The following is a 25321-nucleotide window of genomic DNA, read 5'->3' as shown; positions in this document are numbered from 1 at the left end:
CTTTTCCATGCGGGTGGGAGTACTGACCGGAGGCGGCGACTGCCCCGGGCTCAACGCCGTCATCCGGGGCATCGTCCGTAAGGGCGTGCAGGAGTACGGCTATGACTTCGTCGGCTTCCGGGACGGCTGGCGGGGTCCCCTCGAGGGCGACACCGTCCGTCTCGACATCCCCGCGGTGCGCGGCATCCTGCCCCGCGGCGGCACCATCCTCGGCTCCTCGCGCACCAACCCCCTCAAGGCGGAGAACGGCATCCGCCGGATCAAGGACAACCTGGCCAAGCTGGACGTGCAGGCCCTCGTCGCGATCGGCGGCGAGGACACCCTGGGCGTGGCCGCGCGGCTGTCCGACGAGTACGGGGTGCCCTGCGTCGGGGTGCCCAAGACCATCGACAACGACCTGTCCGCCACCGACTACACCTTCGGCTTCGACACCGCCGTCAACATCGCCACCGAGGCCATCGACCGGCTGCACACCACCGCCGAGTCCCATATGCGGGTCCTGGTCGTGGAGGTGATGGGCCGGCACGCCGGCTGGATCGCCCTGCACTCCGGCCTGGCCGGCGGCGCCAACGTCATCCTCATCCCCGAGCAGCGCTTCGACGTCGACCAGGTCTGTGCCTGGGTGACCTCCCGCTTCCGGGCGTCGTACGCGCCGATCGTGGTCGTCGCCGAGGGCGCCACGCCGAAGGACGGGGACGTGGTGCTCAAGGACGGGTCGCTGGACTCCTTCGGGCATGTGCGCCTGTCCGGAGTCGGCGAATGGCTGGCCAAGGAGATCGAGAGCCGCACCGGCAAGGAGGCCCGGACCACGGTCCTCGGCCACGTCCAGCGCGGCGGCACACCCAGCGCCTTCGACCGCTGGCTCGCCACCCGCTTCGGCCTGCACGCCATCGACTGCGTCCACGACGGTGACTTCGGCATGATGGTCGCCCTGCGCGCCACCGACATCGTCCGGGTCCCGATCTCGGAGGCCACCGCCAAGCTGAAGACGGTGAACCCGAAGCTGTACGAGGAGGTCGGGGTGTTCTTCGGCTGACAGTCCGGTCCGGGCCCGGGGACCGAGCGGTCCCCGGGCCCGTCCGCTCACCCCGCCCTGCTCGCCCCGCGCAGCTGACCGACCAACTCCCGCACCACCGCGGCCCCGTTCAGGCTGAGGACCGACTCCGGGTGGAACTGCACGCCCGCGAAGCCCGGACCGCGCATCGCGTGCACCTCGTCGTTCGCCGCCCGGCTCACCTCGATGCCGTGCGCGGCCAGCTCCCGGGCGGTCTCCTCGTCGCAGCGGGCGACGAAGCTGTTGTAGAAGCCGACGGTCTCGGGCCGCCCGAACAGGTCGACCGCCGTCTGCGCCCCCTGGTACGGCACCTCCTTGCGGACGATGTCCAGCCCCAGCTCGGCCGCGATCAGCTCATGGCCCAGGCAGACGCCCAGCACCCCGTGCCGGTGCTCCCGGATCACGGTGGCGGTCAGCTCCCGCAGGAACCGCATCTTCGGGTCGGCGAGGTCCGCCGGGTCGCCCGGGCCGGGGCCGAGCACCACCGGCCCCTCGTGCGCGAGCACGGCCGCCCGCAGCCCGGGCTCGTCGTACCGCCGCACGGTCACCTCAAGGCCGCCCGAGCGCAGCACGTGCGCCAGCATCGCGGTGAAGGTGTCCTCGCCGTCGACGACCAGGGCGTGGCCGGTCAGCTCCCGTGCCGGCTGCTGCATCCGCAGCCAGAACGGCGCGAGCGCGGCCCGCCGCCCGTCCAGCGCGGCCCGCACCCGCGGGTCGTCGGCGAGCCGGGGCCGCTCGCGCTCCTCGCGCGGCCTCGACGGCCGTACGCCGAGGGCCGCCAGCACCCCCGCCGCCTTCGCGTGTGTCTCCGCGACCTCGCCCGCCGGGTCCGAGCCGCGCACCAGGGTCGCTCCGACCGGCACGCGCAGCTGTCCCCGGGAGGAGATGTCGGCGGTGCGGATCAGGATGGGGGAGTCCAGGGTCTGCGCGCCCCCGGAGTCCCGGCCGAGCAGCGCCAGCGCGCCCGCGTAGTAGCCGCGCCCGCCGACCTCGTGGCGCTCGATGACCCGGCAGGCGTTCTGCACCGGCGAGCCGGTCACCGTCGCCGCGAACATGGTCTCCTTCAGCACCTCCCGCGCATCCAGGGAGGACTTGCCGCGCAGCTCGTACTCGGTGTGCGCGAGGTGCGCCATCTCCTTCAGCCGCGGCCCGACGACCACCCCGCCCATGTCGCCGACGGTGCACATCATCTTCAGTTCCTCGTCGACCACCATCGACAGCTCCTCGATCTCCTTGCCGTCGGCGAGGAAGGAGAGGAGGTGCTCCGGGGTCGGGCCCTCGGCGGGATAGCGGTAGGTCCCGCTGATCGGGTTCATGACGACCGTGCCGCCGGACATCCGCACGTGCACCTCGGGGCTGGCCCCGACCAGCGTCCGGTCTCCGGTGTGCACGACGAACGTCCAGTACGCGCCCCGCTCGCCCTCCAGCAGCCGCCGGAACAGCGCGAGCGCGTCGGCGCGGCCGAACCCCGGGATGTCGCCCTCGTAGGTGCGCCGGATCACGAAGTTCGCGCCCTCGCCCCGGCCGATCTCCTCCGCCAGCACGCGTCCGACGATCTCGCCGTACTCCTCGTCGCCGACGTCGAAGCCGCCGCCCTCGACGCGCACCTCGTGCGCCGGAAGCTGCGCCAGCGCCACGTCGAGCGGGAGCTCGTACGACTCCTCGGGGGTCAGCACCAGCAGCGGGGTGCCGTCGTCGCGGACGTCGAAGCCGCGCTCGCGGATCTGCCGGAACGGGACGAGTGCGAGTCCCGCGTCGGGGAGATCGGCGAGCCGGTCGCAGCAGGTCACCGGGCCGAGCAGCACCTCCACCGGGTGCTCGTCGCGGCCCGGGGTGCGGCGGCGGAGCAGGGCGAAGGGGCGGTCGTCGTGCAGGAGCTGTGCCAGGTCCATGGGTCCTCTTCCGTCGATGTCGGTGAGGAACGACCCCGGACACGCCGAAGGCCGCCCCTCGGGCGGCCTTCGCGAAGTCTTGCGTACGCGCGATCAGTGGGCCGCCGGAGAAGCGGTCCACCACCAGTTCTGGATCGAAAGCGCGAACATGGCGCAAACCCTACCGCACCCGTCCCCCGGTCCACAGGACAACCGTCGCGTCTCACCCTTCGAGCCAGAAGATGGGGCATGCGACGCGACCCCGTAATGTTTACGAGGTGACCGTGAACGCTAAGACCAGCCCGAGCGCTGGCAACACCTGGCGAAACCTGCCCGCGGCGCAGCAGCCCGAGTACCCCGACCCCGAGGCTCTGCGCGCAGTGATCGCGGACCTCGAGTCGTATCCGCCGCTCGTCTTCGCGGGCGAGTGCGACCAGCTGCGCGCCCGGATGGCGGCCGTCGCCAAGGGAGAGGCGTTCCTCCTCCAGGGCGGCGACTGCGCCGAGGCCTTCGACGCGGTGTCCGCGGACCACATCCGCAACAAGCTGAAGACGCTGCTCCAGATGGGTGCCGTCCTCACCTACGCGGCCGCCGTGCCCGTGGTGAAGGTCGGCCGCATCGCCGGGCAGTACTCCAAGCCCCGCTCCAAGCCGACCGAGACCCGCGACGGCGTGACGCTCCCGGTGTACCGGGGCGACTCCGTCAACGGCTTCGAGTTCACCGAGGCGTCCCGGATCCCGGACCCCGAGCGGCTCAAGCGCATGTACCACGCGTCGGCGTCCACGCTGAACCTGGTGCGCGCCTTCACCACCGGCGGTTACGCGGACCTGCGCCAGGTGCACGCCTGGAACCAGGACTTCGTGAAGACCTCGCCGTCGGGCCAGCGCTACGAACAGCTCGCCCGCGAGATCGACAACGCGCTGAACTTCATGCGGGCCTGCGGTACGGACCCGGAGGAGTTCAAGACCGTCGAGCTGTACTCCTCGCACGAGGCGCTGCTGCTGGACTACGAGTCCGCCCTCACCCGGGTCGACTCGCGCACCGGCAAGCTGTACGACGTCTCCGCGCACATGGTGTGGATCGGTGAGCGCACCCGGCAGCTGGACCACGCGCACATCGAGTTCGCCTCGCAGATCCGCAACCCGCTCGGCATCAAGCTCGGCCCGACCACGACGGCCGAGGACGCGCTGAAGTACATCGACCGTCTCGACCCCGACCGGGAGCCGGGCCGGCTGACCTTCATCGTCCGGATGGGCGCCGACAAGATCCGCGACAAGCTCCCCGAGCTGGTGGAGAAGGTCACTGCGTCCGGCGCGACGGTGGCCTGGGTGACCGACCCGATGCACGGCAACACCTTCGAGGCGGCCTCCGGGCACAAGACGCGCCGCTTCGACGACGTGCTCGACGAGGTCAAGGGCTTCTTCGAGGTCCACAAGGCGCTCGGCACCCACCCGGGCGGCATCCACGTGGAGCTGACCGGCGACGACGTCACCGAGTGCGTGGGCGGCGGCGACGAGATCTTCGTCGACGACCTGCACCAGCGCTACGAGACGGCCTGCGACCCGCGGCTGAACCGCAGCCAGTCGCTGGACCTGGCGTTCCTGGTCGCGGAGATGTACCGGGACCAGTAGGACCTGTGGGCGATCTGGGGCGCGGATCACATCCGATCCGCGCCCCTGCCTACTTTTGCGGGCCCCGGTGGGGCGGGTAAGGTTAGGTTTGCCTCACCGATAACGGGGATGGCAGTCAAGAGAGCGACCCCGTCGGGAGGTGAATCCGCGTGTACGTCTGCAGCTGCTTCGGCATCACCGAGGCCCAGGTCAAGGAGCACGCGGAGGACGGTGCCTGCACCCCCCGCCAGATAGCCTCCGCCTGCAAGGCGGGCACGGACTGCGGCTCCTGCGTCCGCCGGATCCAGGCCCTCCTCGGCCGCGGCGCCTGCCCCCGGCGTGAACTGGCCGACCAGGGCAAGCCGGTCCTCTCCGAGTTCCCGGAAGCCGCCTAGCTCTCCGGCTGCTCGATGACCTGGGAGATGTAGAGCGCCTCGCCCAGCTTCTCCACCAGGTCCAGCTGGGTGTCGAGGTAGTCGATGTGGTGCTCCTCGTCGGCGAGGATGTCCTCGAAGATGTTGGCGGACGTGACGTCGCCCTTCTCGCGCATCACCTTGATGCCCCGGCGCAGCCGGTCGATCGCCTCGACCTCGATCTGCCGGTCGGCCTCGAACATCTCCTTCACGGTCTGCCCGACGCGCACGTGGAACAGCCGCTGGTAGTTCGGCAGCCCCTCCAGGAACAGGATCCGGTCGGTGAGCACCTCGGCGTGCTTCATCTCGTCGAACGACTCGTGCCGTGTGTACTTGGCGAGCTTGTACCACCCGAAGTTCTCCTGCATCTTCGCGTGCAGGAAGTACTGGTTGATCGCCGTCAGCTCGCCGGTGAGCTGCTCGTTGAGGAACTCGATGACCTCGGGGTCGCCCTGCATCGCAGCGGCTCCTTCCACACGGGAAACACGGGGGTGTCCGGCCGCATGATTGCACCGGCGACGAAGATCGTCCAGTAAGTGGGTACTTAGTAAGTAAGTGCTTGCTTGATGGGATTTGTCCGATCCGTGGGCTCCTGGTCGACTCATGGTCAAGGGCACTGCCCGGGGTCTGTCAGGATGGATACATGGGTCATCCGGTGGAGCGAGAGTCTGGAGCAACGGCAGGGTCCGAGCTTCCGCCGGGTCAGCGTCTCCAGCGCGGCTGGCCGGTCACGCACTACGGCCCCGTACCGAAGTTCCGCCCCGAGCGCTGGGAGTTCCGGGTCTTCGGCGCCACCGCCGACGGTGACAAGCACCTCTGGAACCACGAGGAGTTCACGGCCCTGCCGTACACCACCGTGGTGGCCGATCTGCACTGTGTGACCAAGTTCAGCATGGTCGGCGCGGAGTGGGGCGGCATCCCCGCCCGCACCATCCTCGAACTGGCCCCGCCGGCGCCGGACGTCACCCATGTGATGGTCTGGGCCGAGTACGGCTTCAGCTCCAATCTCCGCCTGTCGGACTTCGCCTCCGCCCGCACGATCTTCGCCACCCACAAGGACGGCGAACTGCTCACCGCCGAGCACGGCTTCCCCGTCCGCCTGATCGTGCCCCACCTGTACGCCTGGAAGGGCCCGAAGTGGGTCCGCGGCGTCGAGTACATGACCGCCGACCGCCGCGGCTTCTGGGAGGAACGCGGCTACCACAACATCGGCGACCCGTGGAAGGAACAGCGGTACTCCTATCAGGAGCAACCGGGGGAGGGGCCGGAGCTGTGAACCGGCCGGGCGCCGTCAGCCGTCCCTGAGCTTCTTCAGTCGTGCCACGTCCGCCGCGTGTCCCGCCCTGCCGCCGGGTGTCTCGATGATCAGCGGTACGCCTTCGGTCGCGGGGTGGGTCATCAGGGCCCGGAACGGGTCCTCGCCGATGTGCCCGGCGCCGATGTTCTCGTGGCGGTCCTTGTGGGCGCCGACGACGTCCTTGGAGTCGTTGGCGTGGATCAGCTTCAGGCGGCCCTCGCCGACGGTGTCCACGAGCAGGTCCAGGGTCTGGTGCATGCCGCTCGGACCGGTCAGGTCGTGACCTGCGGCGAAGATGTGGCAGGTGTCCAGGCAGACCCCGAGTCTGGGGTGCGCGTCCAGCGCCTCGAAGTACGGGCCGAAGTCCCAGGTGCGCGAACACAGGGAGGCACCCTGCCCGGCCGTCGACTCCAGGAGCAGAAACGGGTCGTCGTCGTGCGTCAGCTCGTCCAGCAGCGGCAGCATGTGCGCGCGCACCTGCTTCAGCGCCACCTCGCGGGCCCGCCCGCCGGTCGCGCTCCCGGTGTGCACGACCACACCCAGCGCACCGATCTCCCGCCCGCGCCGCAGGGAGTGCCGCAGCGACTCCACCGACCGCTCCACGGTCGCCTCGGTGTGCGAGCCGAAGTTGATCAGGTAGGGGGCATGGACGTACGCCGGGATCGACTCCTCGGCGCAGGCGGCGCGAAAGGCCTCGTCCTGCCGGGGGTTCCCGGCGGGCGTGGCCCAGCCCCGCGGATTGGCCACGAAGACCTGCACGGTCTCCGCCCGCAGCTCACGGGCGTACGACAGCCCCACGGAGTGCAGGCCGCCGGCCACGGGGACATGGCCGCCGACGGGGTTGCGCGCGAGGGGGGCCGGGAGCGAGGGGGAAGATGGTGAGGTCATGGCCCACCCAGCATGCCAGGACGCGTGGAGACGCCCCCGGTCAGGGTACGACTGCACCAGCGTACCCGTGCGGACGCCAGGGCAGGCCGGACACGGGGGACGCCGTCAGCTTCTCGCTGCCGGACGAGGTCAGGGGCCTCTTCGAGCCGGCCGAGGAGGACGTCTACGGCCTGGAGGAGATCTCGGTCAACGGCGGCACGGTCGTCAGGCGTGCCCAGGAGGGCCTCGGCGCGGCCGCGGCCGAGGTGTCCGGATCCGACCCGGCGTGCGTGCGGCCTTCTCCCGCAGCCGGGGGATACGCTCGCCATGACAGCGGCCTCGGCGGGGGCGGGCGGAGCGGGTAACGGACCGTCATCGGCGGCCAGTTGGCACTGGTGCCGATGAGTCCGAACGTGCCCTGGTCACCGGATGGTGATCGTGATGGTCGACCCCTTGGGCGCCTTGTCGCCGCCCTGCACCGACTGCTTCTTCACGGTGTCGCCGAACAGCCCGAGCAGGCCGCGGTCCTCCTCCACCTTGAACCCGGCGTCCTCCAGCGCCTTGTGGGCGTCGTCGACGCTGTCGCCGACCACGTCCGGCACGTCGACCATCTCCGGGCCCTTGGACAGCGTCAGCGTCACCGTGTCGCCCTCGGCGGCCTGACTGCCGTCGCCCGGGGACTGCTGGGCCACCTTGCCCTTGTCGTACTCGGAGTTGACCTGCTGGGACGCGATCTTCACCTTCAGCCCGGCGTCCGTCAGCTCCTGCCTGGCGTCGGCCGGATCGTCACCGGTCACGTCCGGCACGTCGACCGGGCGGCCCTTGCTGACGGTCAGCGCGATCGCCGACCCGGCGTGCCGCTTGGTGCCGGCCTGCGGTGTGGTCGCGATCACCGAACCCTGGGCGACGTCCTCGCTGAACTCCCGGGTGACCATGCCCGGTTCCAGCCCGTCCGCCTTCAGCCGGGCCATCGCCTCGGCCAGGGGACGGCCCGCGACATCCGGCACCTTCACCGTCTCCGGGCCCAGGGAGACGGTCAGCGTCACCGAGTCGTGGTCGCGGATCCGGGCTCCGGGCGCCGGGTCGGTGCCGATGACCGTGCCCCGCTGGACGGTGTCGTTGTACTCGCGCTTGACCTGCCCGACCTCCAGCCCGGCCGACTCCAGCCGGTGCCGGGCCTGCGCCTCGGTCTTCGACAGCAGCGGCGGGACCTTCGTGAACTGGCCGGAGTTGATGTACCAGACCCCGGCGCCCACGCCGAACACCACCAGCACGGCGGCGACGATCGTCAGCACCAGCCGCCTCGAGCGGCGGGGCGGCGCCGGCGGCGCCTGCAGCCGGGTGGTGTGCCGGACGACTCCCTCGGCCGGCTCCTCCTCGTTGACGGGCAGCGGCCGGGGCACGGTCAGCGAGCGCGGTATCACGCTCGTACGGTCGCCGGCGTTGTCGTGCTCCGCGGCGATCGCCTGCGGCGGCACCGCGTCCAGCTGCTCGTCGCTCAGCCCCCGGCGCGCCTCGCGCACCTGGGCGAGCAGTGCCACGGCGTCGTACGGCCGGATGTCCGGGGTGCGTGCGGTGGCCGAGGCGACCAGCTCGTCCAGCTCGTACGGCAGCCCCGGCACCAGTGCCGAGGGCGGCGGCACGTCCTCGTGGATGTGCTTGTAGAGGACCTGGGCGGGGGAGTCCCCGGAGTGCGGCTTGCCGCCGGTCAGCATCTCGTAGAGCACGACACCGCACGCGTAGACGTCGACGCGCGGCTCGGCGGTGCCCGTCTCTATCTGCTCGGGCGCGAGATACGAGACGGTCCCGAGCACGGTGCCGGTGGTGCTGGTCTGGGTGTCCACGGACCGCACGAGCCCGAAGTCGGCGACCTTGACCCGACCGTCGTCGCCTATCAGTACGTTCTCGGGCTTCATGTCCCGGTGCACGAACCCGGCCCGGTGCGCGGCGCCGAGCGCGGCGAGGACGGGTTCGAGGATGTCCAGGGCCGCGCGGGGCTGCAGCGCCCCGCGCTCGCGCAGCACGTCCCGCAGGGTGCACCCGGCGACGTACTCCATCGCCAGGTACACGTACGACCCGTCGGTCCCCTGGTCGAAGACCTGCACCACGTTCGGGTGCGCCAGGCGGGCGACGGACTTCGCCTCCCGTATGAACCGCTCCACGAACGATCCGTCGGCCGCGAGCGTCGGGTGCATCACCTTCAGCGCGAGCACACGGTCCAGACGGGTGTCCAGGGCCCGGTAGACCGTGGCCATCCCGCCGACCGCGATCCGCGCGTCGACGCGATAACGGCCGTCGAGCACCTGCCCGACGAGGGGGTCCTGAAGGGTCGTATCCACGCAGGGGAGTCTACGAGGACGCACCGACACTTCCCCCGCCGAGACCGCTTTCCCCCAGCCACTGAAGCCGACCTGTGACGCGACACACGACCCCACCTCACATCCCCACCCCACCGACTGCCCCCGCGCCCACCACATCGGCTGGCCCCGCGCCCGCCTCATCGACTGGCCCCGCGCCCGCCTCATCGGCTGGCCCCGCCCGGCCCGGGCCGTCGGCAAGCGACGGCTGGCGCTCCCGCGATCCGTGCCGACAGCCGGTGCCCCGCGGCCCACGCCCCCGCCGACCGCCCCCGCGCCCACCCCGCCGACTGCCCTCGCGCCCGCCTCATCGGCTGGCCCCGCCCGGCCAGGGCCGTTGGCAAGCGACGGCTGGCGCTCCCGCGATCCGTGCCGACAGCCGGTGCCCCGCGGCCCACGCCCCTGCCGACCGCCCGCGCGCCCACCCCGCCGACTGCCCCCGCGCCGACCACACCGGCTGACCGCGCCCCGGCCAGGGCCGTTGGCAAGCGACGGCTGGCGCTCCCGCGATCCGTGCCGACAGCCGGTGCCAGCCCCCGTCCGTGGCGCTCGTTTCCGCCCGCAACCGCCGTACAGCTCGCCGCCCGCCTCGGACCCGTGTCACCGGCCCGGGCCCCCACGACTCGCGGCGGTTGACGGCGCTGCCGTTCCGCTGCCGCCGTCGGCCCCCGCGGCCCCTCCCCACGACCTGCGGTCGCCGATGGTGAATGCGTCCCACGGGAAAGTCCAGTCCTCCAGTGGGCGGTGGCGGGTGGTGCGTGGGTGGGTGAGCAGCGGTGGGTGGCTGCAGCGCCGGGTCAGAACGCGGGGCGCTCGGGATCCAGCACGGCCAAGCCCTCCGCAGGAGACGACGCCTCGGCGAAGTGCCTGCGCGGAATCCGCCCCGCCAACCGAGCCAGCCGACCCCCCTCCACGGCATGCCGCATCGCCGCCGCCATGAGCTCCGGCTCCTGCGCCCGGGTCACGGCGGAGGCCAGCATCACCCCCGCACACCCCAGCTCCATGGCCAGCGCGACGTCGGACGCCGTACCGGCCCCCGCATCCAGAATCACCGGCACACGCGCGTGCTCGACGATCAGCTGGAAGTTGTGGGGGTTGCGGATCCCGAGCCCGGACCCGATCGGCGACCCCAGCGGCATGACGGCGGCGCAGCCCACGTCCTCCAGCTTCCGCGCCAGCACCGGGTCGTCATTGGTGTACGGCAGCACCGTGAACCCGTCGTCGACCAGCGTCTCCGCCGCCTCCAGCAGCTCCACCGGATCCGGCAGCAGCGTCCGCTCGTCGGCGATGACCTCCAGCTTGATCAGATCCGTGCCCAGCGCCTCCCGCGCCAGCCGCGCGGTCAGCACGGCCTCGCCCGCCGTGAAACAGCCCGCCGTGTTCGGCAGCACCCGGATGCCCAGCTTCTCCAGCACCGACAGCACCGAACCGTGCACGGAGGGGTCCACCCGCCGCATCGCGACCGTCGTCAGCTCCGTACCGGAGGCGACGAGCGCCCGCTCCAGCACCTCCAGGCTGGGCGCCCCGCCCGTCCCCATGATCAGCCGCGACGAGAAGGTCGTACCCCCGAGAACCAAGGGATCGTCGGCCATGGCTCAGCCCCCCTGCACGGCGGTGAGGACTTCGACCCGGTCGCCCTCGGCCAGCGCCGTGGTCGCCCACTGCGCGCGCGGGACGACGGTCTCGTTGACGGCGGCGGCCACCCCGGAGGGCGCCGACACCAGCGACCGTACGACGTCGTCGAGAGCGGTACCCGGAGCGATCTCCCGGCGCTCTCCGTTGACGGAGACGGACACAGTGGCGGACATGCTCATGCGGGCTGCTCCATGAGGACGGCGGCGTCGAAGCGCTGCGGTGTGAAGGGACGGGCTTCTTCGGGGAGCCGGCCACCGGCCAGCACCTCGGCCATCGCATCCCCGGTGACCGGCGTGAGCAGCACCCCGTTGCGGTAGTGCCCGGTGGCCAGCACCAGCCCGTCGAGCCCGGACGGGCCGAGCAGCGGCGCGTTGTCGGGGGAGCCGGGTCGCAGCCCGGCCCGGGTCTCGGTGAGCGGCAGTTCGGTGATGCCCGGCACCAGCTCATGGGCGTCGCGCAGCAGCTCGTACACCCCGCCGGCGGTGACCGTCGTGTCCCAGCCCAGTTCCTCGCTGGTCGCGCCGACGACCAGTTCGCCGTTCTCCCGGGGCACCAGATACACGTGGCCGCCGCGCACGATGGCCCGCACGGTACGGCTCAGGAAGGGCGCGTACCGGCGCGGCACCGTCAGCCGCAGCACCTGCCCCTTGACCGGCCGTACCGGCGGCAGCAGCGCCTCCGGCACGCCCGCGAGCCGCCCGCTCATGCTGCCGGCCGCGAGCACGACCTGCTCCGCGCGCAGCCCGGTGCCGTCCGCGAGCGTGACCCCGGCGGCCCGGTCCCGTACGGCGTCCAGCCGATCGGCCCACGCGCGGTGGAACACCACGCCGGCCCGTTCGCATGCGGCCACCAGGGCCGCCGCCAGCCGCCGCGGGTCGATCTGGTGGTCGCCGTCGACCCGCAGCCCGCCGCGCACCCCGGGCGCCAGCATCGGCTCCAGTCGCCGGCACTCCCGCCCGGACAGCCACTCCGACTCCAGGCCGCAGCGCCGCTGCAACGCGTGCAGTTCGCGCAGATGCGCGCGGTCGTCGGCGTCGAGCGCGACCTGGAGGGTGCCGCAGCGGCGGTAGCCGAGGTCGTGGCCGGTCAGCTCGGTCAGCTCGGCCGCGAAGTCCGGGTAACGGCGGGCCGATTCCAGGTTCAGCGCAAGCAGCTGCTCCTCGCCGTAGTGCAGTTCGGTGACCGCGGCCAGCATTCCGGCCGCGACCCGCGCCGCCCCGCCGCCGGGCTCGGGGTCCACCACGGCGGTCGCGAGCCCGCGCTGCGCCGCGCGCCAGGCCGTGACCAGGCCGATGATTCCGCCCCCGATGACAAGGACGTCGGACGTGTCGGACGTGTCGGACGTACGTGACGACATGGGCGTCCAGCCCCTCCCTTCGCCGGCATGACCCGGATCAGGTTCGTACGGTCGGAGGCCGCCAGCCTCCCTCTCAGCCCGGTGCGTCCGGGCTCCCGCGAGTGCTTGTACGGTGGCCACCCTAGCCCGCCCCCCTCGTCACCCGTAAGGGAGCCCCCGCCCGTGGCCCGGTCGCTCGACGGACTGATCCTCGCCCCCGTGGCGGACCAAGCCCCAGGTCAGGTGGGCACCCGCACCCGGTTCGCGTACCACGAGAAGGACGGCGAGATCTGGGCGGAGTACGCGGGCGGCGATGTCGTGCGCGGCCATTTGGTCGGCACCCGCGAGGGTGACCGGCTGGACTTCCGCTATGTCCAGCTGAAGACCGACGGGACCACTTCTTCGGGGCACTGTGTCTCCACGGTCGTTCAGCTGCCGGACGGGCGGGTGCGGCTGGAGGAGAGCTGGGAGTGGGAGTCCCAGGCGGGCGCCGGTACGAGCGTTGTGGAACAGGTCACCGGGCACGCCCGCTGACTGACGCGTTGTCACGTGTCTATGGTGATCGGGTGAGCGAGCAGACAGCGCAAGGGGGCACGTCGGCGAGGCGGCGCGTGGTCGTGGTCGGCGCGGGCATGGCCGGGGTGCAGACCGCGGTCGCCCTGCGGGAGCAGGCCTACAAGGGCCCCGTCACCGTGATCGGCGCGGAGCCGCACCAGCCGTACGACCGGCCGCCGCTGTCGAAGGCCGTACTGCTCGGCAAGGCCGAGGACTCCGCCTTCGACGTGGACTTCGAGTCCCTCGGCGTCGAACTGCGGCTCGGCTGCGAGGTGCTGGGCCTGCGCCCCGACCAGCGTGAACTGGACACCGAGGCGGGCCCGGTGCCGTACGACGTGCTGGTCCTCGCCACCGGTGCCGAGCCGATCACCCTGTCGGGCACCGAGGGGGTGCCCGGCGTGCATCTGCTGCGCACCCTGGACGACGCCGAACGGCTCAAGCCGGTCCTCGCCCGCCAGCACGAGATCGTGGTCGTCGGGGCCGGCTGGATCGGCGCCGAGTTCGCCACCGCCGCCCGCGAGGCCGGCTGTGCGGTGACCGTCGTGGAGGCCGCCGACCGGCCGCTCGCCGGCGCCCTGCCCGCCGAGGTCGCCGCACCCATGGCCGCCTGGTACGCCGACGCGGGCGTCGAGCTGCGCACGCACGCGCGCGTGGAGCGCGTCGAGCCCGGAGAGGTCATCCTCGCCGACGGTACCCGGCTGCCCGCGGGTGCCGTCGTCGTCGGCATCGGAGCCCGCCCCGCCACGGCCTGGCTGGCCGGCTCCGGCGTCGAGCTGGGCCCGCACGGGGACGTCCTCGTCGACGACCGTCTGCGCACCTCGGTCGAGGACGTGTACGCCGTCGGCGACTGTGCCTCCTTCCCCTCCGCCCGCTACGGCGAGCGGCTGCTCGTGCACCACTGGGACAACGCCCTGCAGGGCCCGCGCACGGTGGCCGCGAACGTCCTCGGCGAGACCCCGGCGGTCTACGACCCGGTGCCGTACTTCTGGTCCGAGCAGTTCGGCCGCTTCGTGCAGTACGCCGGCCACCACGTCGCCGCCGACCGCCTGGTGCGGCGCGGCGACCCGACGGGCCCGGCCTGGACGGTGTGCTGGCTGCGCGAGGACCACCTGGTGGCCCTCCTGGCGGTCGGCCGCCCGCGTGATCTGGCGCAGGGGCGCCGACTGATCGAGGCGGGCCGCCGCATGGACACGCAGGCCCTGGCCGACCCCTCGAAGCCCCTGAAGGACGCCACGGCCGACTAGCCCGGTCATCCCGGCCGGACCTGCCTGACTTCCGACTGTCAGTGGGGGATGGCAGGCTTGTTCTCGTGACCGAGATTGACGCAAAAATCGATGCTCTCGTCCCCGCCTGGCTCACCCTCCCCGACATCGCCGAACAGCTCGGCGTCGAGGTGACGCGCGTGCGGCAGCTGGTCAAGGAGGGCCAGCTCATCGCCGTACGCCGAGGTGAGAACCGCGCACTGCACGTCCCCGCCGCCTTCATCGACGGGGACAAGGTCGTCAAGGGCCTGTCCGGCACCCTGACGCTCCTGCGGGACGACGGCTTCACGGACGAAGAGATGATCGAGTGGCTCTTCACCCCCGACCCGACCCTGCCCGGCACCCCCGCACAGGCCCTGAGCGAGAATCGCGGCACGGAGGTGAAGCGCCGGGCCCAGGCGCTCGCCGTCTGAGCCGAATCGCACACGAAGAGGTGGTGTGCGGGCCGTCGTAGCCCGTACGCCACCCGCCGAAGCCGTCAGGGACACCGACCAGGGGGGACCCACGTATGTCCGACACCGCACGCGCCGCGCTCGCCGACGCCCGCCTGTACCTGTGCACGGACGCGCGCACGCGCCAGGGCGATCTTCCCGGGTTCCTGGACGCGGTCCTGGCCGGCGGTGTCGACATCGTGCAGCTGCGCGACAAGGGCATGGAGGCCGCCGAGGAGCTGGCGCACCTGGAGGTCTTCGCGGAGGCCTGCGCCCGGCACGGCAAGCTCCTCGCGGTGAACGACCGCGCGGACGTCGCCCACGCCGCCCACGCCGATGTGCTGCACCTCGGCCAGGGCGACCTGCCGGTCCCCGCGGCCCGCGCCGTCCTCGGCGACGAGGTGCTGATCGGCCGCTCCACGCACGCCGAGTCCGAGGCCGCCGCGGCCGCCGTGCAGGAGGGCGTGGACTACTTCTGCACCGGCCCCTGCTGGCCCACCCCGACCAAGCCCGGCCGCCATGCGCCCGGCCTCGACCTGGTCCGGTACACGGCCGGCCTGGGCACCGACCGCCCCTGGTTCGCGATCGGCGGGATCGACCTCGCCAACCTCGACCAGGTGCTGGACGCGGGTGCCCGCCGGGTGGTCGTGGTGCGCGCGATCACCGAGGCCGACGACCCGGGAGCGGCCGCGGCCGAGTTCGCGAAGCGGCTGCGGCAGGGCTAGCGGCACCGGCGGGGAGCCCCTGCCCCTGTCTCGATTCGTGCTTCTGTCCGTGTTTTTGTCCAAGGCGTGGACAGGAGGGTGACAATTCGGGCAAATGTCCGTCGTCCGGTTGGGGGACCGCCCGCCCCTGGCTAACCTGCCCGTATGGCCCTCGGAACCCCCTCCACCAGGACTGATCGCGCACGCACCGTGCGCGACATGCTCGCCACCGGCAAGGCGACGTACTCGTTCGAGTTCTACGCGCCGAAGACCCCCCAGGGTGAGCGGAACCTGTGGAACGCGCTCAGGAGGGTCGAGGCCGTCGCGCCCGACTTCGTCTCCGTCACCTACGGCGCCGGCGGTACCACGCGCACGACCACGGTCCGCGAGACGCAGCAGATCGTCGTGGACACGACGCTCACACCCGTCGCCCACCTCACCGCGGTCGACCACTCGATCGCCGAACTGCGGAACATCATCGGCCAGTATGCGGACGCCGGGATCCGCAACATGCTCGCCGTCCGGGGCGACCCGCCCGGCGACCCGATGGGCGAGTGGGTACCGCACCCCCGGGGACTGACCTACGCGGCCGAGCTCGTCCGGCTCATCAAGGAGTCGGGTGACTTCTGCGTGGGCGTCGCCGCCTTCCCGGAGATGCACCCCCGCTCCGCGGACTGGGACACGGACGTCGCCCACTTCGTGGACAAGTGCCGTGCGGGCGCGGACTACGCCATCACACAGATGTTCTTCCACCCGGAGTCGTATCTGCGGCTGCGCGACCGCGTGGTGGCCGCGGGCTGCGAGACGCCCGTCATCCCCGAGGTTCTGCCGGTCACGAGCGTAAAGATGCTGGAACGGGTGCCCAAGCTCAGCACCGCCCTGTTCCCCGACGCCCTGAAAGAGCGGATCCTCACAGCGAAGGACGATCCGGCGGCGGTACGCTCCATCGGTATCGAGTTCGCCACGGAGTTCTGTGCTCGGCTGCTCGCCGAGGGAGTGCCCGGACTGCACTTCATCACGCTCAACAACTCCACGGCGACCCTGGAAATCTACGAGAACCTGGGCCTGCACCACCCCCCGCAGGCCTAGACCGGCCGCACCGTGATACGACACACTGCGTAGCGGTTACTGGGAGAGGGGCGTACATGGGCTGGACGGTCCTCTACATCGCGTTCGGCATCGTCGCACTGTGGTTGCTGGGCGAGGTGCTGCTGCAGTACAAGGCGCGCCTGCGCTGGCGGCTGCTGGCGTTCGCCGGCTTCCTCGGGGTCGTGGTCGGCGTGCTGATGCCGTCCGTGATCGTGATCGGCGTCGGCGCCATCGCCTTCGCGGTCGGCCAGACCTATGTCACGCTGTCGTTCCGCCGCGGCTTCGCCGCCGGCTGGGCGGTCAAGCGCCCCGACGCCGGGGCCGAGCCCGCGGGCGGCAGCAAGCGCCGTCGCGGCAGGGCCGACCGGCACGACCCGGCCCTGGACGACACCGACCTCGGGCCCGTCGGCCCGGAGGACGACCGGGACGCCGACCCGGCCGGCTACGGCCAGGGGCCGGGCGACTACGACGACTACGACCGCGACGACGTCTTCACCCCGGCCGGCCGGCCGGCCTCGGAGCCCAGCGCGGCCGAGACCACCACCATCTACGAGCCGCAGCCCATCCCCGAGGACACCGGCTCCTACGGCGTCTACGGCGACACCGCCTACGCGGCCGCGGCCCAGTCCCAGAACGCCGAGCAGCAGAACTACGCCTACGACTACTCGGGCTACGCCCAGCAGGGGTACGGCTACGACGCCGGCGCCCAGCAGGGCTACGCCAACTACTCCGACCCGTACATCGGCAGCCAGTCCTACGGCGACGCCGCGTACGACACCGGCTACTCCGGCCAGTACGCCCAGCAGGGCTATGCCCAGGCCCCGTACGGCGGCGGCTACGGCGAGACCCCGTCGGGCGGGGTGTGGGTGCCGCAGCAGCGCACCGACGAGACCTACGGCGGCGAACTCCCCCAGGAGCAGCCGTACCCGTACCAGAACCAGGGGCAGGCCCCGCAGCAGCCCGGTGCCGGGTACGACGAGCAGTACCGTTTCTGAGGCCGTATCGCTTCCGAGGCGTACCGTTTCCGGAGGCCGGGCTCGGCTCACTGGGAGCCGCGGAACTCCGGGCCCTCCACGATCAGCCCCGCCACCAGCGCGCCCGACATGCCCGCGTGCGGCAGCCCGCCGCCGGGGTGGGACCAGCCGCCGACCCGGTACAGACCGGGCAGCCGTGTGGTGTTCGACGGGTGCAGGAAACGGCCCCGGCCGGCGGCCAGTGAGGGGGCCGGCACCGCGCCGAGGAAGGCACCCGTCTCGTCGTCGGTGTTGTCGGGTGTGCGCACCTCCTGCCACAGGACGCGGTCCCGCAGACCCGGTATCGCGGCCTCGGCGGCTTCGAGGAGATGCTCGGTGCAGTGTCGGACCATGCCCTCCTCGTCCCAGTCGGCGGCGCTCGGCACCACCGCGGACAGCACCACGGACTCGTGCCCGTCGTCCGGTCTGAGCGCGGGGTCGTCCGGGCGCAGCACGGTCACCGTGGGCGGTGGCGGCTGGTCCCCGTCCGCCGAGGCCAGGAAGTCCAGCTCGGACTCCGGGTCCGGCGCGTGGACGACCGTGCGGTGTGCGGCACCGGCGTCGCGCCCGCCGCGCAGGGCCAGCAACAGGACGAACCGCCCCGGACGGGTCACGAAGGGATCGGCCCGCACATCCCCGTTCTCGTCCAGCGGACGGTCCGTCAGCGCCTTCAGCCATGCCGGGTCCACGTCCGCCACGACATGGTCCGCCTCGGCCACCGTGCCGTCTCTCAACTCCACGCCCGAGGCCCGGCCGTCCTTGTCCAGGATGCGCATGACCTCCGCGTCGAAGACGAACTCCACCCGCCGCTTCAGACACCGCTCGTAGACGGCGCGCGCCAACTCCCTCATGCCGCCGCGCACATACCAGGTACCGAAGGCGTGCTCCATGTAGGGCAGGACGGCCGCGCTCGCCGGAGCGGTGCGCGGATCGAGGCCGTGGGCGAGCGCGGAACTGTGCAGCAGGGCGGCGAGGCGTTCGTCGCGCAGCTCCCAGGTGCCGATCTCGGCCAGCGTGCTCGCGCGCCGAGTGCGCAGCAGACGCTTGTGCGGGACGGCCGGATACGGCTCCTTCTCGGCCAGCACCCGCCAGTTGGGCCACAGCGGCTCCTCCAGCAGCGGCCTGCGGGTGCGGTCCCAGGCCTCCCGGGCCCGCACCAGGAACTCGCCCCAGCGCTCGCCCGCGCCCCCGCCCAGCGCCTCGTCCAGGGCCGCGACCACACCCGCGCGCGAGGCGTTCGGCAGCGACGCCTCGGTGCCGTCCGCGAAGAGGTGCCGCGAGGACGGATCGACCTGGACCAGCTCGACGCAGTCCTCCAGCGGCTCCTTGCCGGTCTTGACGAACAGATCGCGGTACACGGCGGGCAGCGTCAGCAGTCCCGGGCCGGTGTCGAAGCCGAACCCGTCCCGCTCGAAGCGGCGCACCGCACCCCCGTACGTGTCCGTGCGCTCGTACACCACCACCCGGTGGCCCGCGACGGCCAGCCGGGCGGCGGCCGCCATCGCGCCCATCCCGGCGCCGATCACCGCAATCCGTGCCATGTCTGCGACTTTATCGACCGCCACTGACAACCCGCCCCGCGGGAGGCCGGGGTGCCCGCGAGGCAGGCCGGAAGCGTGGGCACGCGTGCGCACGGCTGAGTATCCGTACTCAGGCCGCGAGATGAGTACGCGCACGGATGGGCCGCGGCCTCGGCGAACGGGACAGTGGAGGCACGGCAAGGGGGCGCGGCCCGGCACCGCCGACACGGGGCGGCGGAACGGCGCCCGCCACCCGGCCGCTCCTTCCGCCGATCCGTCGGCGGAAGCGAGCCGGGGGACCCGGGGACGACCACCCACGGGGGACCACAGGGGGAGTACGGGGGAGTGGGAGGGCGCCGGTCCGGCAGCGGACCGGCGCCCTCCTCGTACGTGCTCAGCCCTTGCCGCTCACGCGCCCCTGCAGCAGCCGCGACAGGGCCGCGTGGACGTCGTCGAGGGACCGCTCCGGCTGGAAGGACTTCCAGTCCAGCGCGGCCACCAGGACCATGCCGACCAGCGCGGCCGCCGTCAGCTGGACGTCGATCTCGTCGCTGAACTCTCCGGCCGCCACACCCTCGCGCAGCACCTGCTCGACCACCGCGACGGCCTCCTGCCGGACCACCATCAGCGTGGACTGCCAGGCCCGGTTGGTGCGCCACAGCTCGGCCACGTACAGCTGGGTGAAGGCCGGGTAGCGGTCGATGAAGACCAGGCCCGCGCGGACCATCGCGTCCAGTGCGTCCACCCTGCTGCCGCCGGCCCGCGCGGTCCGCTCCGCCGCCTCCTGCAGAGAGGCGGTGAGCAGGCCCACCCCGTGCCGCAGCAACTCCTCGAAGAGGACCGACTTGCTCGCGAAGTTGTAGTAGACCGTCCCCTTCGCGACCCCCGCCCGCTCCGCGATCTCGTCCACCGTGGTGGCGGAGAAGCCCTGCTCGGCGATGAGCGTGACGGCCGCCTCGTAGAGCTTCTGCCGGGTGGCCTCGCGGCGCGTGCTGCCGCCGGACCTGGCGCTGCTGCTTTCCATGGCCCTGATTCTCACAGGTACGCGCGCGTGCGGGGCCTCCCTCTCGATCACAGGCTAAGCTCCGGGTGCAGCCGGTCCAGGGTCCACACCTGGCGGCGTCGGGCCGCGAGGGCGGTCAGCGCGAGCGCGCCCGCGGTGAACGCGGTCAGCACACCGCACGCCTGCCAGACCGGGCCGAGCCCGCCGCCGGTGATCAGCCGGCGCAGCGCCTCCACGATGTAGCTCATCGGCAGGAACGGGTGGATCGCGTTGAAGAAGCCCGGGCTGGTCTGCACCGGGTAGGTGCCGCCCGCCGAGGTCAGCTGGAGCATGAGCAGCGCGAGCACCAGGATCCGGCCGGCCGCGCCGAAGCGGGCGTTCAGCCATTGCACGATCGCCCCGAAGCACGCCGTGACCAGACACAGGAAGCCGATGGTGCCGGCCGCGCGGAGCATCTGCAGACCGATCGCCCAGTGCAGTACGGCCATCAGCGCGGCCACCTGGAGCACGCCCACGGCGACCACCGGCAGCCAGCCGGCGAGCGCGATCCGCCAGGCCGGCGAACCGGCCGCCAGGGCACGCCGGTTGAGCGGCGGGATGAGCATGTAGGCGACCATCGCGCCCACCCACAGGGACAGCGGGATGAAGTACGGGGCGAATCCGGTGCCGTAGTTCGGCGCCTTGTGCAGGTCGTGCGAGGCCAGCTGGACCGGGTCGGCCATCACGCCGGTGCGCCGGTCGCGGTCCTTCTTGTCGTAGTCCGGGATCTTCCCGGCGCCGTCGTGCAGTCCGCCGGCGAGCTTTCCGGAGCCGTCGGACAGCTTGTACAGGCCGCCGTTCAGGGTCGTGGCGCCCGACGCGGCCGTCCCGATGCCGCTGTCCAGCGTGGTCGCGGCGGTCTGTGCGGTACCGAGCCCGGTGTGCAGCTTCTTGGCGCCGTCGGCGACCTTCTGGGCGCCGGCGTTCAGCTTGTCGATCTTCTTGACGGCGTCCTCGACGTCCTCGTACAGGTGCGGTGCGCGCTTTTCGAGGGCCGTGGCCTGTTTCTGGAGGGTGCCGAGGTTGTCCCGCATCGTCTTCAGGTCGCCGTCCTGGTCCGCGATCAGCGTGTTGAGGTCGTCGGCGACGGTGGCCACCTCGGCGGCGGCCGTCTTGGCCCGCTTCAGCTGGGGGCAGTACGGGTCGGGAACGGCCGCGGTCTCGCAGCGCGCCTTGTAGATCTCCTCCAGGACGGCGGAGTTCGTGTGGGCGGTCTTCGCGGCGCCCGGGGCGAGCTTCACCAGGACGTCGAGGTTGTCCTTGACGGTCCTGGCCGAGTCGGCGACCAGGCGCGCGGTGTCCCCGATGGTCTTCTCGTTGTCCTTGAGGTAGGGACCTGCCTTGTCGTGGACGCCGTCTACCTTGTCGGCGAGCGCCTGGGTGCCGTCGGCGACCCCGCGGGAGCCGTCCTGGAGGTCACCGGCGCCCGTGTTCAGCTTCTTCAGGCCCTTGGCCAGCTTGCCGCTGCCGCTCTTGGCGTCCTTCAGCCCGTCGGCCAGGTTCTTCGAGCCCTTCTCGGCCTTCCCTATGCCGGTGTTCAGCCGGTCGGCGCCCTCTGCGGCCGTGACGGTCTTGTCGTGGATGTCGGAGAACGAGACGAAGATCTTGTCCAGGAAGGTCCGGGAGGCCTTGGCGGAGGCGGCCGAGCGGACCTCGTGGAAGACGGTCCGGGAGATCTGGCCGACGATGTAGTTGTTCGCGTCGTTGGTGCGCACCTGAAGGGCGCCGGTCTCCGGGGAGTCGCCGGAGCTGGAGGCGATCCGCCGGCTGAGGTCCGCCGGCATCGTCAGCGACAGGTAGTACGTGCCGTTCTCGACGCCCTCGCGGGCCTCCTCGTCGCTCACCTCGTGCCACTCGAAGCTCCGGCTGTCGCGCAGTCCGTCCACGATGTCGTCGCCGGCGCTGATCCTCTTCCCGCCCGTGGTGGCGCCCTTGTCGTCGTTCACCAGGGCCACCGGGATGCGGTCCAGACGGCCGTACGGGTCCCAGAAGGACCACAGGTACAGGGCGCCGTAGAGCAGCGGCAGCACGAGCAGCGCGACCAGGGCGGCGCGCGGCAGCCGCCCGCGGCCGAAGCGCCTCAGCTCGAGCGCGGCCAGCCTAGGCGAGCGCATCGACGTCCTCCTTCGGATCGCTCTTTGCGTGCGGGTCGCCCTTCCCGCTCCCGCCGCCCGTGCCGGCCTGCGCGCCCGTGTCCCTTGACTGGGTCGGTACGACGACGCAGTCGCCGGGGGCCGTGCGGCAGACGACCGCCACCGTCGTCCCCGCCCGCGTGAGCGAGCGCAGCAGATCCCACAGGTCGGCGCGTTCGGCGTCCGACAGCTTGGTGTCGATGTCGTCGACGCCGAGCAGTCCGGGGCTGCCGAGCAGCGCCAGGGCGATGGACAGGCGCAGTTCCTGCGGCCGCTCCAGGTCGCGCACGGCCGTCCGGGAGCCCTTGGGCAGCGTTTCCAGGTCGAGCCCGGCGGCGGCCAGGGCCGCGTCGACGCGCAGCCGTGCCTCGTACACGCGCTGGGTGCGCGGGCGCAGCAGTTCGCGCAGGGAGTCGCCGAAACGGCTCTGCAGCAGGGCCCGTTCGCGCAGGTGCTCGCCGACGGTCAGGGCCGGCTCCAGATCGGTCACCCCGGCCACGTTGGCCACCGCGCTGACCCGGCGCAGCCGGGCCATGTGCCTCGGGAGCCGGAAACCGCCGACGGTGGCCGTGCCCGCGGTGGGCTTCATCCGTCCCGTGAGTGCGAGCAGCAGGCACGTGCGCCCGGAGCCGGACGGTCCCTCGATCGCGATGAGTGAGCCGGGCTCCGCGTCGAGGGTGACGCCGCGGAAGGCCCACCCCCGCGGTCCCTTGAGGCCAAGGCCCTCGGCCTTGACGTGCACGCCGTTCACAAGCCCCCCTGCGGCTTCGTGTTTTTGAACTGACTGGTCAGTGCAAAAATACGCCCGAAACTACGATCGAGGCAAAGCCCCAGGTCAGAACGGATTGTCAGTGCCATACCTCACGATGGGCACATACGGCACCCGTGCCGTCACCCAGACGACAGGAGGTTCGTCATGGCCAACCCGTCCGCAGCCGCCGCCCGCCGGCGCCGCGCCACCGGCCCTGCCCCCTCACTGACCGGCCCGGCGAGCGACGTGCACCCCGTGCTCCGCCGGACCACGGCCCCGCCCGCCGCCCTCGACCTGCTCGCCCAGGCCCGCGCCGCACTGGACGAGGCCACCGTCCTGGAAACACCGAACGAGCGCTATGCGACGGCCCACCTCGCCGCCCTGCGCACCGCCGCCGCCGTGCTTGCCGCCCGCGGCCGTCCCGAGACCTCCCCGCGCCGCCGCACCCGGATCCGCAGCGCCTGGGAGGTACTGCCCGAGATCACCCCCGAACTGACCGAGTGGAGCGCGCTGTTCGCCTCCGGCGCCGCCCGCCGCGCCCGCGCCGAGGCCGGCATCCAGGGCGCGGCGAGCCGCCGCGACGCCGACGACCTGATACGGGACGTGGCGATGTTCCTGCGCATCGTCGAGCGGATGCTCGTCCTCCAGCCGGTCCTGCCCCAGCCCCGCCAGGACCCCGGAGAACCGGACGGTCCGAGAGCGCGCGGTGACCTTCCGGACGCGGGCTGACCACCGGCTCGGAGCGGCCCCGCGGGCGAGCGGACGGAAGGGTTGTCCGGCGTGCGAGACGCGGACGGCGGTACCCGCCCGCGGTGACCGGGTACGGCAGCAAAGGCAATAGGGTGGAGGACGTCTGAAGCCTTCAGTCTTCCGCCCTGCCGAGGAGTCAACTGCCGTGTCGGACCCGATGCGCCCCCGCGCCTCCCTGCGTACCGCCGTGGTCTGGGAGGTCCTCCAGGACGCCCTCGACCGCCGGGTCAAGGCCACGGGCCGGGAGTCGCTGGACGTCCTCGACACCGGAGGCGGCAGCGGCAACTTCGCCGTGCCCGTCGCCCGGCTCGGCCATCGCGTCACCGTCGTCGACCCCAGCCCCAACGCGCTGTTCGCGCTGGAGCGCCGGGCCGCCGAGGCCGGCGTCGCCGACCGCGTCCGGGGCGTCCAGGGCGACGCGCACGGCCTGTTCGACGTGGTCGAGCGAGGTGGCTACGACGTCGTGCTGTGCCACGGCGTCCTGGAGTACGTGGACGACCCGGCCGAGGGCGTCCGCAACGCCGTCGCCGCGCTGCGCTCCGAGGGTGTCCTCAGCCTGCTCGCCGCCGGCCTCGGCGGCGCCGTGCTCGCCCGCGCCCTCGCCGGCCACTTCACCGAGGCCCGGCAGGCACTGCAGGACCCCGAGGGCCGCTGGGGCGCCGGCGACCCGATGCCGCGCCGGTTCACCGCCGAGCAGCTCACCACCCTGGTGGAGGGCGCGGGCCTGGAGGTCGGCGCCGTGCACGGCGTGCGGGTCTTCGCCGACCTGGTCCCCGGCGTCCTCGTGGACACCGAGCCCGGTGCCCTGGACGCGCTCCTCAAGCTGGAGGCCGCCGCGGCCGAGCAGCCCGCGTTCCACTCCGTCGCCACGCAGCTGCATGTGCTCGGTGAGACGCCGGGCGCCGCGGAGGCCTGAGCGGACGACCGTGACCCGCCGCTGATCAGGGCCTCGGCGGCGGATGGAGTACGCCACAAGACCCCCGATCGAGGGGTTTGCGCCGTATGATCGAGGTACACCACCCGGCATGACGGGTCGGCCGCCGGGGAATGGAAGCCTCAGCGAGCCGGGACGGCCATGGCGGATTCCGGTTGGCCAATTGGCGTAGAGGGGCGGGTTTCACGGGGGCGATTCCCTGCCTATCCTGAAGGGACCCCCCGGGTCGCCCCGGCGACTGCACGATGAGGAGGACTCCGTGCCGCTCTCGGAGCACGAGCAGCGCATGCTCGAGCAGATGGAGCGAGCGCTGTACGCCGAAGATCCCAAGTTCGCGTCAGCGCTTGAGGGAAACGGGCTGCGGACGTACACCCGGCGGCGGGTCTACCAGGCGGTTGCGGGCTTCCTCATTGGTATCGCTCTCCTCATGACCGGAATGGTCATGCAGCTGATCTGGGTCAGCGTGGTGGGTTTCCTCGTCATGCTGGGCTGTGCCGTACTCGCCGTCACCGGCTGGCGCAAGGCCCCGAAGCCGGGCGAGCAGCCCGCGGCGGGTGCCGTCCATCGCCAGGTGCGGCCGAAGCGTTCCATGATGGAGCGGATCGAGGAGCGCTGGCAGCGCCGCCGGGACGAACAGGGCCACTGACCTCCGGTCGTTCCCGCGGACGCGGCGACGACGACAGACAACGGGTGAGGGG

At 72.1% G+C, this 25321-nt stretch carries 26 protein-coding genes and 1 riboswitch; of the genes, 14 read left to right on the top strand and 12 right to left on the bottom strand.

What is annotated here, in order from left to right; genetic code table 11:
* Window positions 1-7 precede the first annotated feature (7 nt).
* Complete coding sequence (locus tag LMU33_RS24410; RefSeq protein ID WP_228622753.1) at window positions 8-1036, top strand: 6-phosphofructokinase; 1029 nt, start codon at window positions 8-10, stop codon at window positions 1034-1036.
* A gap of 47 nt (window positions 1037-1083) precedes the next feature.
* On the opposite strand, the gene LMU33_RS24405 is transcribed toward LMU33_RS24410, so the two are convergent.
* Together LMU33_RS24405 and LMU33_RS42045 are read right to left on the bottom strand one after the other, a co-directional pair.
* Window positions 1084-2946: an anthranilate synthase family protein gene (locus LMU33_RS24405; protein ID WP_228622752.1), complete on the bottom strand. Its 1863-nt coding sequence runs from the start codon at window positions 2944-2946 to the stop codon at window positions 1084-1086.
* Between the two features lie 93 nt (window positions 2947-3039).
* Window positions 3040-3096 carry a trp operon leader peptide gene (locus LMU33_RS42045; RefSeq protein WP_073894098.1) on the bottom strand — a complete coding sequence of 19 codons (57 nt, stop codon included), beginning with the start codon at window positions 3094-3096 and terminating at the stop codon, window positions 3040-3042.
* A gap of 107 nt (window positions 3097-3203) precedes the next feature.
* Between LMU33_RS42045 and LMU33_RS24400 the strand changes: the two genes are divergently transcribed.
* The gene (locus tag LMU33_RS24400; protein WP_228622751.1) at window positions 3204-4556 is read left to right on the top strand and encodes a class II 3-deoxy-7-phosphoheptulonate synthase; all 1353 of its coding nucleotides are present in this window, start codon (window positions 3204-3206) and stop codon (window positions 4554-4556) included.
* Window positions 4557-4705: 149 nt separating this feature from the next.
* The gene (locus tag LMU33_RS24395; protein WP_228622750.1) at window positions 4706-4930 is read left to right on the top strand and encodes a (2Fe-2S)-binding protein; all 225 of its coding nucleotides are present in this window, start codon (window positions 4706-4708) and stop codon (window positions 4928-4930) included.
* Here the strand turns inward: LMU33_RS24395 and bfr are convergent.
* Window positions 4927-5406: a bacterioferritin gene (gene bfr, locus LMU33_RS24390; RefSeq protein WP_228622749.1), complete on the bottom strand. Its 480-nt coding sequence runs from the start codon at window positions 5404-5406 to the stop codon at window positions 4927-4929. The genes LMU33_RS24395 and bfr overlap by 4 nt on opposite strands.
* A 185-nt stretch (window positions 5407-5591) precedes the next feature.
* On the opposite strand from bfr, the gene LMU33_RS24385 reads away from it, so the two are divergent.
* Window positions 5592-6224, top strand: a complete 633-nt coding sequence (locus LMU33_RS24385) for a sulfite oxidase-like oxidoreductase (protein ID WP_228622748.1) — start codon at window positions 5592-5594, stop codon at window positions 6222-6224.
* Window positions 6225-6239: 15 nt separating this feature from the next.
* Here LMU33_RS24385 and LMU33_RS24380 read toward each other — a convergent pair whose 3' ends face one another.
* Window positions 6240-7133, bottom strand: coding sequence for a deoxyribonuclease IV (locus LMU33_RS24380; RefSeq protein WP_228622747.1), 894 nt, complete (start codon window positions 7131-7133; stop codon window positions 6240-6242).
* Between LMU33_RS24380 and LMU33_RS24375 the strand changes: the two genes are divergently transcribed.
* Window positions 7121-7477 carry a hypothetical protein gene (locus LMU33_RS24375; protein WP_228622746.1) on the top strand — a complete coding sequence of 119 codons (357 nt, stop codon included), beginning with the start codon at window positions 7121-7123 and terminating at the stop codon, window positions 7475-7477. The genes LMU33_RS24380 and LMU33_RS24375 overlap by 13 nt on opposite strands.
* Window positions 7478-7534: 57 nt before the next feature.
* On the opposite strand, the gene pknB is transcribed toward LMU33_RS24375, so the two are convergent.
* From pknB to thiO, 4 genes are all read right to left on the bottom strand, one after another.
* Window positions 7535-9451 carry a Stk1 family PASTA domain-containing Ser/Thr kinase gene (gene pknB / locus LMU33_RS24370; RefSeq protein ID WP_228622745.1) on the bottom strand — a complete coding sequence of 639 codons (1917 nt, stop codon included), beginning with the start codon at window positions 9449-9451 and terminating at the stop codon, window positions 7535-7537.
* Between the two features lie 815 nt (window positions 9452-10266).
* Window positions 10267-11061, bottom strand: coding sequence for a thiazole synthase (locus tag LMU33_RS24365; protein WP_228622744.1), 795 nt, complete (start codon window positions 11059-11061; stop codon window positions 10267-10269).
* Window positions 11062-11064: 3 nt separating this feature from the next.
* Window positions 11065-11277 carry a sulfur carrier protein ThiS gene (gene thiS, locus LMU33_RS24360; RefSeq protein WP_228622779.1) on the bottom strand — a complete coding sequence of 71 codons (213 nt, stop codon included), beginning with the start codon at window positions 11275-11277 and terminating at the stop codon, window positions 11065-11067.
* 2 nt (window positions 11278-11279) lie between these two features.
* Entirely contained in the window at window positions 11280-12461 is a 1182-nt protein-coding gene (thiO, locus tag LMU33_RS24355) for a glycine oxidase ThiO (protein WP_228622743.1), read from the bottom strand.
* Window positions 12459-12570, bottom strand: a riboswitch (TPP riboswitch). Its footprint overlaps the gene before it by 3 nt.
* Window positions 12571-12623: 53 nt before the next feature.
* On the opposite strand from thiO, the gene LMU33_RS24350 reads away from it, so the two are divergent.
* The 6 genes from LMU33_RS24350 (at window position 12624) to LMU33_RS24325 (ending at window position 17476) form a co-directional block, all read left to right on the top strand.
* Window positions 12624-12974: an avidin-fold protein gene (locus tag LMU33_RS24350; RefSeq protein ID WP_228622742.1), complete on the top strand. Its 351-nt coding sequence runs from the start codon at window positions 12624-12626 to the stop codon at window positions 12972-12974.
* A gap of 32 nt (window positions 12975-13006) precedes the next feature.
* Window positions 13007-14239, top strand: coding sequence for an NAD(P)/FAD-dependent oxidoreductase (locus tag LMU33_RS24345; protein WP_228622741.1), 1233 nt, complete (start codon window positions 13007-13009; stop codon window positions 14237-14239).
* A 65-nt stretch (window positions 14240-14304) separates the two neighbouring features.
* Window positions 14305-14670 carry an Rv2175c family DNA-binding protein gene (locus LMU33_RS24340; RefSeq protein ID WP_030742629.1) on the top strand — a complete coding sequence of 122 codons (366 nt, stop codon included), beginning with the start codon at window positions 14305-14307 and terminating at the stop codon, window positions 14668-14670.
* 95 nt (window positions 14671-14765) lie between these two features.
* Window positions 14766-15413, top strand: coding sequence for a thiamine phosphate synthase (gene thiE / locus LMU33_RS24335; protein WP_228622740.1), 648 nt, complete (start codon window positions 14766-14768; stop codon window positions 15411-15413).
* A gap of 144 nt (window positions 15414-15557) precedes the next feature.
* Window positions 15558-16481, top strand: a complete 924-nt coding sequence (gene metF / locus LMU33_RS24330) for a methylenetetrahydrofolate reductase [NAD(P)H] (RefSeq protein WP_228622739.1) — start codon at window positions 15558-15560, stop codon at window positions 16479-16481.
* A 56-nt stretch (window positions 16482-16537) separates the two neighbouring features.
* Window positions 16538-17476, top strand: a complete 939-nt coding sequence (locus LMU33_RS24325) for an SCO2102 family sporulation regulator (protein WP_228622738.1) — start codon at window positions 16538-16540, stop codon at window positions 17474-17476.
* A gap of 47 nt (window positions 17477-17523) precedes the next feature.
* On the opposite strand, the gene LMU33_RS24320 is transcribed toward LMU33_RS24325, so the two are convergent.
* The 4 genes from LMU33_RS24320 to LMU33_RS24305 form a co-directional block, all read right to left on the bottom strand.
* Window positions 17524-19035 carry a phytoene desaturase family protein gene (locus LMU33_RS24320; protein WP_228622737.1) on the bottom strand — a complete coding sequence of 504 codons (1512 nt, stop codon included), beginning with the start codon at window positions 19033-19035 and terminating at the stop codon, window positions 17524-17526.
* 373 nt (window positions 19036-19408) lie between these two features.
* Entirely contained in the window at window positions 19409-20038 is a 630-nt protein-coding gene (locus LMU33_RS24315) for a TetR/AcrR family transcriptional regulator (RefSeq protein ID WP_228622736.1), read from the bottom strand.
* Window positions 20039-20085: 47 nt separating this feature from the next.
* Window positions 20086-22170 (bottom strand): YhgE/Pip family protein, encoded by a 2085-nt coding sequence (locus LMU33_RS24310; protein WP_228622735.1) that lies wholly within the window; start codon window positions 22168-22170, stop codon window positions 20086-20088.
* The gene (locus LMU33_RS24305) at window positions 22157-22939 is read right to left on the bottom strand and encodes an ATP-binding cassette domain-containing protein (RefSeq protein WP_228622734.1); all 783 of its coding nucleotides are present in this window, start codon (window positions 22937-22939) and stop codon (window positions 22157-22159) included. The genes LMU33_RS24310 and LMU33_RS24305 overlap by 14 nt, the downstream gene beginning before the upstream one ends.
* A 165-nt stretch (window positions 22940-23104) precedes the next feature.
* Between LMU33_RS24305 and LMU33_RS24300 the strand changes: the two genes are divergently transcribed.
* The 3 genes from LMU33_RS24300 to LMU33_RS24290 all read left to right on the top strand — a co-directional run bounded on the left by LMU33_RS24300 (window position 23105) and on the right by LMU33_RS24290 (window position 25269).
* A complete protein-coding gene (locus LMU33_RS24300) occupies window positions 23105-23668 on the top strand; it encodes an SAV_6107 family HEPN domain-containing protein (protein WP_228622733.1) in 564 nt (187 codons plus the stop codon).
* 166 nt (window positions 23669-23834) lie between these two features.
* Window positions 23835-24605 carry a methyltransferase gene (locus LMU33_RS24295; RefSeq protein WP_228622732.1) on the top strand — a complete coding sequence of 257 codons (771 nt, stop codon included), beginning with the start codon at window positions 23835-23837 and terminating at the stop codon, window positions 24603-24605.
* 277 nt (window positions 24606-24882) lie between these two features.
* Window positions 24883-25269 (top strand): SCO2097 family morphological protein, encoded by a 387-nt coding sequence (locus LMU33_RS24290; RefSeq protein WP_228622731.1) that lies wholly within the window; start codon window positions 24883-24885, stop codon window positions 25267-25269.
* Window positions 25270-25321 lie beyond the last annotated feature (52 nt).

This window comes from Streptomyces barringtoniae (assembly GCF_020819595.1).
Classification (GTDB): Bacteria; Actinomycetota; Actinomycetes; order Streptomycetales; family Streptomycetaceae; genus Streptomyces; species Streptomyces barringtoniae.
Note: the sequence above shows the minus strand (reverse complement) of the source record. Positions and strands in the feature narration are given on the sequence as shown.

Coding starts and splice junctions, on each gene's coding strand:
- LMU33_RS24410 (WP_228622753.1), top strand. CDS start 8: ATGCGGGTGGGAGTACTGACCGGAGGCGGCGACTGCCCCGGGCTCAAC.
- LMU33_RS24405 (WP_228622752.1), bottom strand. CDS start 2,946: ATGGACCTGGCACAGCTCCTGCACGACGACCGCCCCTTCGCCCTGCTC.
- bfr (WP_228622749.1), bottom strand. CDS start 5,406: ATGCAGGGCGACCCCGAGGTCATCGAGTTCCTCAACGAGCAGCTCACC.
- LMU33_RS24385 (WP_228622748.1), top strand. CDS start 5,592: ATGGGTCATCCGGTGGAGCGAGAGTCTGGAGCAACGGCAGGGTCCGAG.
- LMU33_RS24375 (WP_228622746.1), top strand. CDS start 7,121: ATGGTGAGGTCATGGCCCACCCAGCATGCCAGGACGCGTGGAGACGCC.
- LMU33_RS24380 (WP_228622747.1), bottom strand. CDS start 7,133: ATGACCTCACCATCTTCCCCCTCGCTCCCGGCCCCCCTCGCGCGCAAC.
- LMU33_RS24365 (WP_228622744.1), bottom strand. CDS start 11,061: ATGGCCGACGATCCCTTGGTTCTCGGGGGTACGACCTTCTCGTCGCGG.
- thiS (WP_228622779.1), bottom strand. CDS start 11,277: ATGTCCGCCACTGTGTCCGTCTCCGTCAACGGAGAGCGCCGGGAGATC.
- thiO (WP_228622743.1), bottom strand. CDS start 12,461: ATGTCGTCACGTACGTCCGACACGTCCGACACGTCCGACGTCCTTGTC.
- thiE (WP_228622740.1), top strand. CDS start 14,766: ATGTCCGACACCGCACGCGCCGCGCTCGCCGACGCCCGCCTGTACCTG.
- metF (WP_228622739.1), top strand. CDS start 15,558: ATGGCCCTCGGAACCCCCTCCACCAGGACTGATCGCGCACGCACCGTG.
- LMU33_RS24325 (WP_228622738.1), top strand. CDS start 16,538: ATGGGCTGGACGGTCCTCTACATCGCGTTCGGCATCGTCGCACTGTGG.
- LMU33_RS24320 (WP_228622737.1), bottom strand. CDS start 19,035: ATGGCACGGATTGCGGTGATCGGCGCCGGGATGGGCGCGATGGCGGCC.
- LMU33_RS24315 (WP_228622736.1), bottom strand. CDS start 20,038: ATGGAAAGCAGCAGCGCCAGGTCCGGCGGCAGCACGCGCCGCGAGGCC.
- LMU33_RS24310 (WP_228622735.1), bottom strand. CDS start 22,170: ATGCGCTCGCCTAGGCTGGCCGCGCTCGAGCTGAGGCGCTTCGGCCGC.
- LMU33_RS24300 (WP_228622733.1), top strand. CDS start 23,105: ATGGCCAACCCGTCCGCAGCCGCCGCCCGCCGGCGCCGCGCCACCGGC.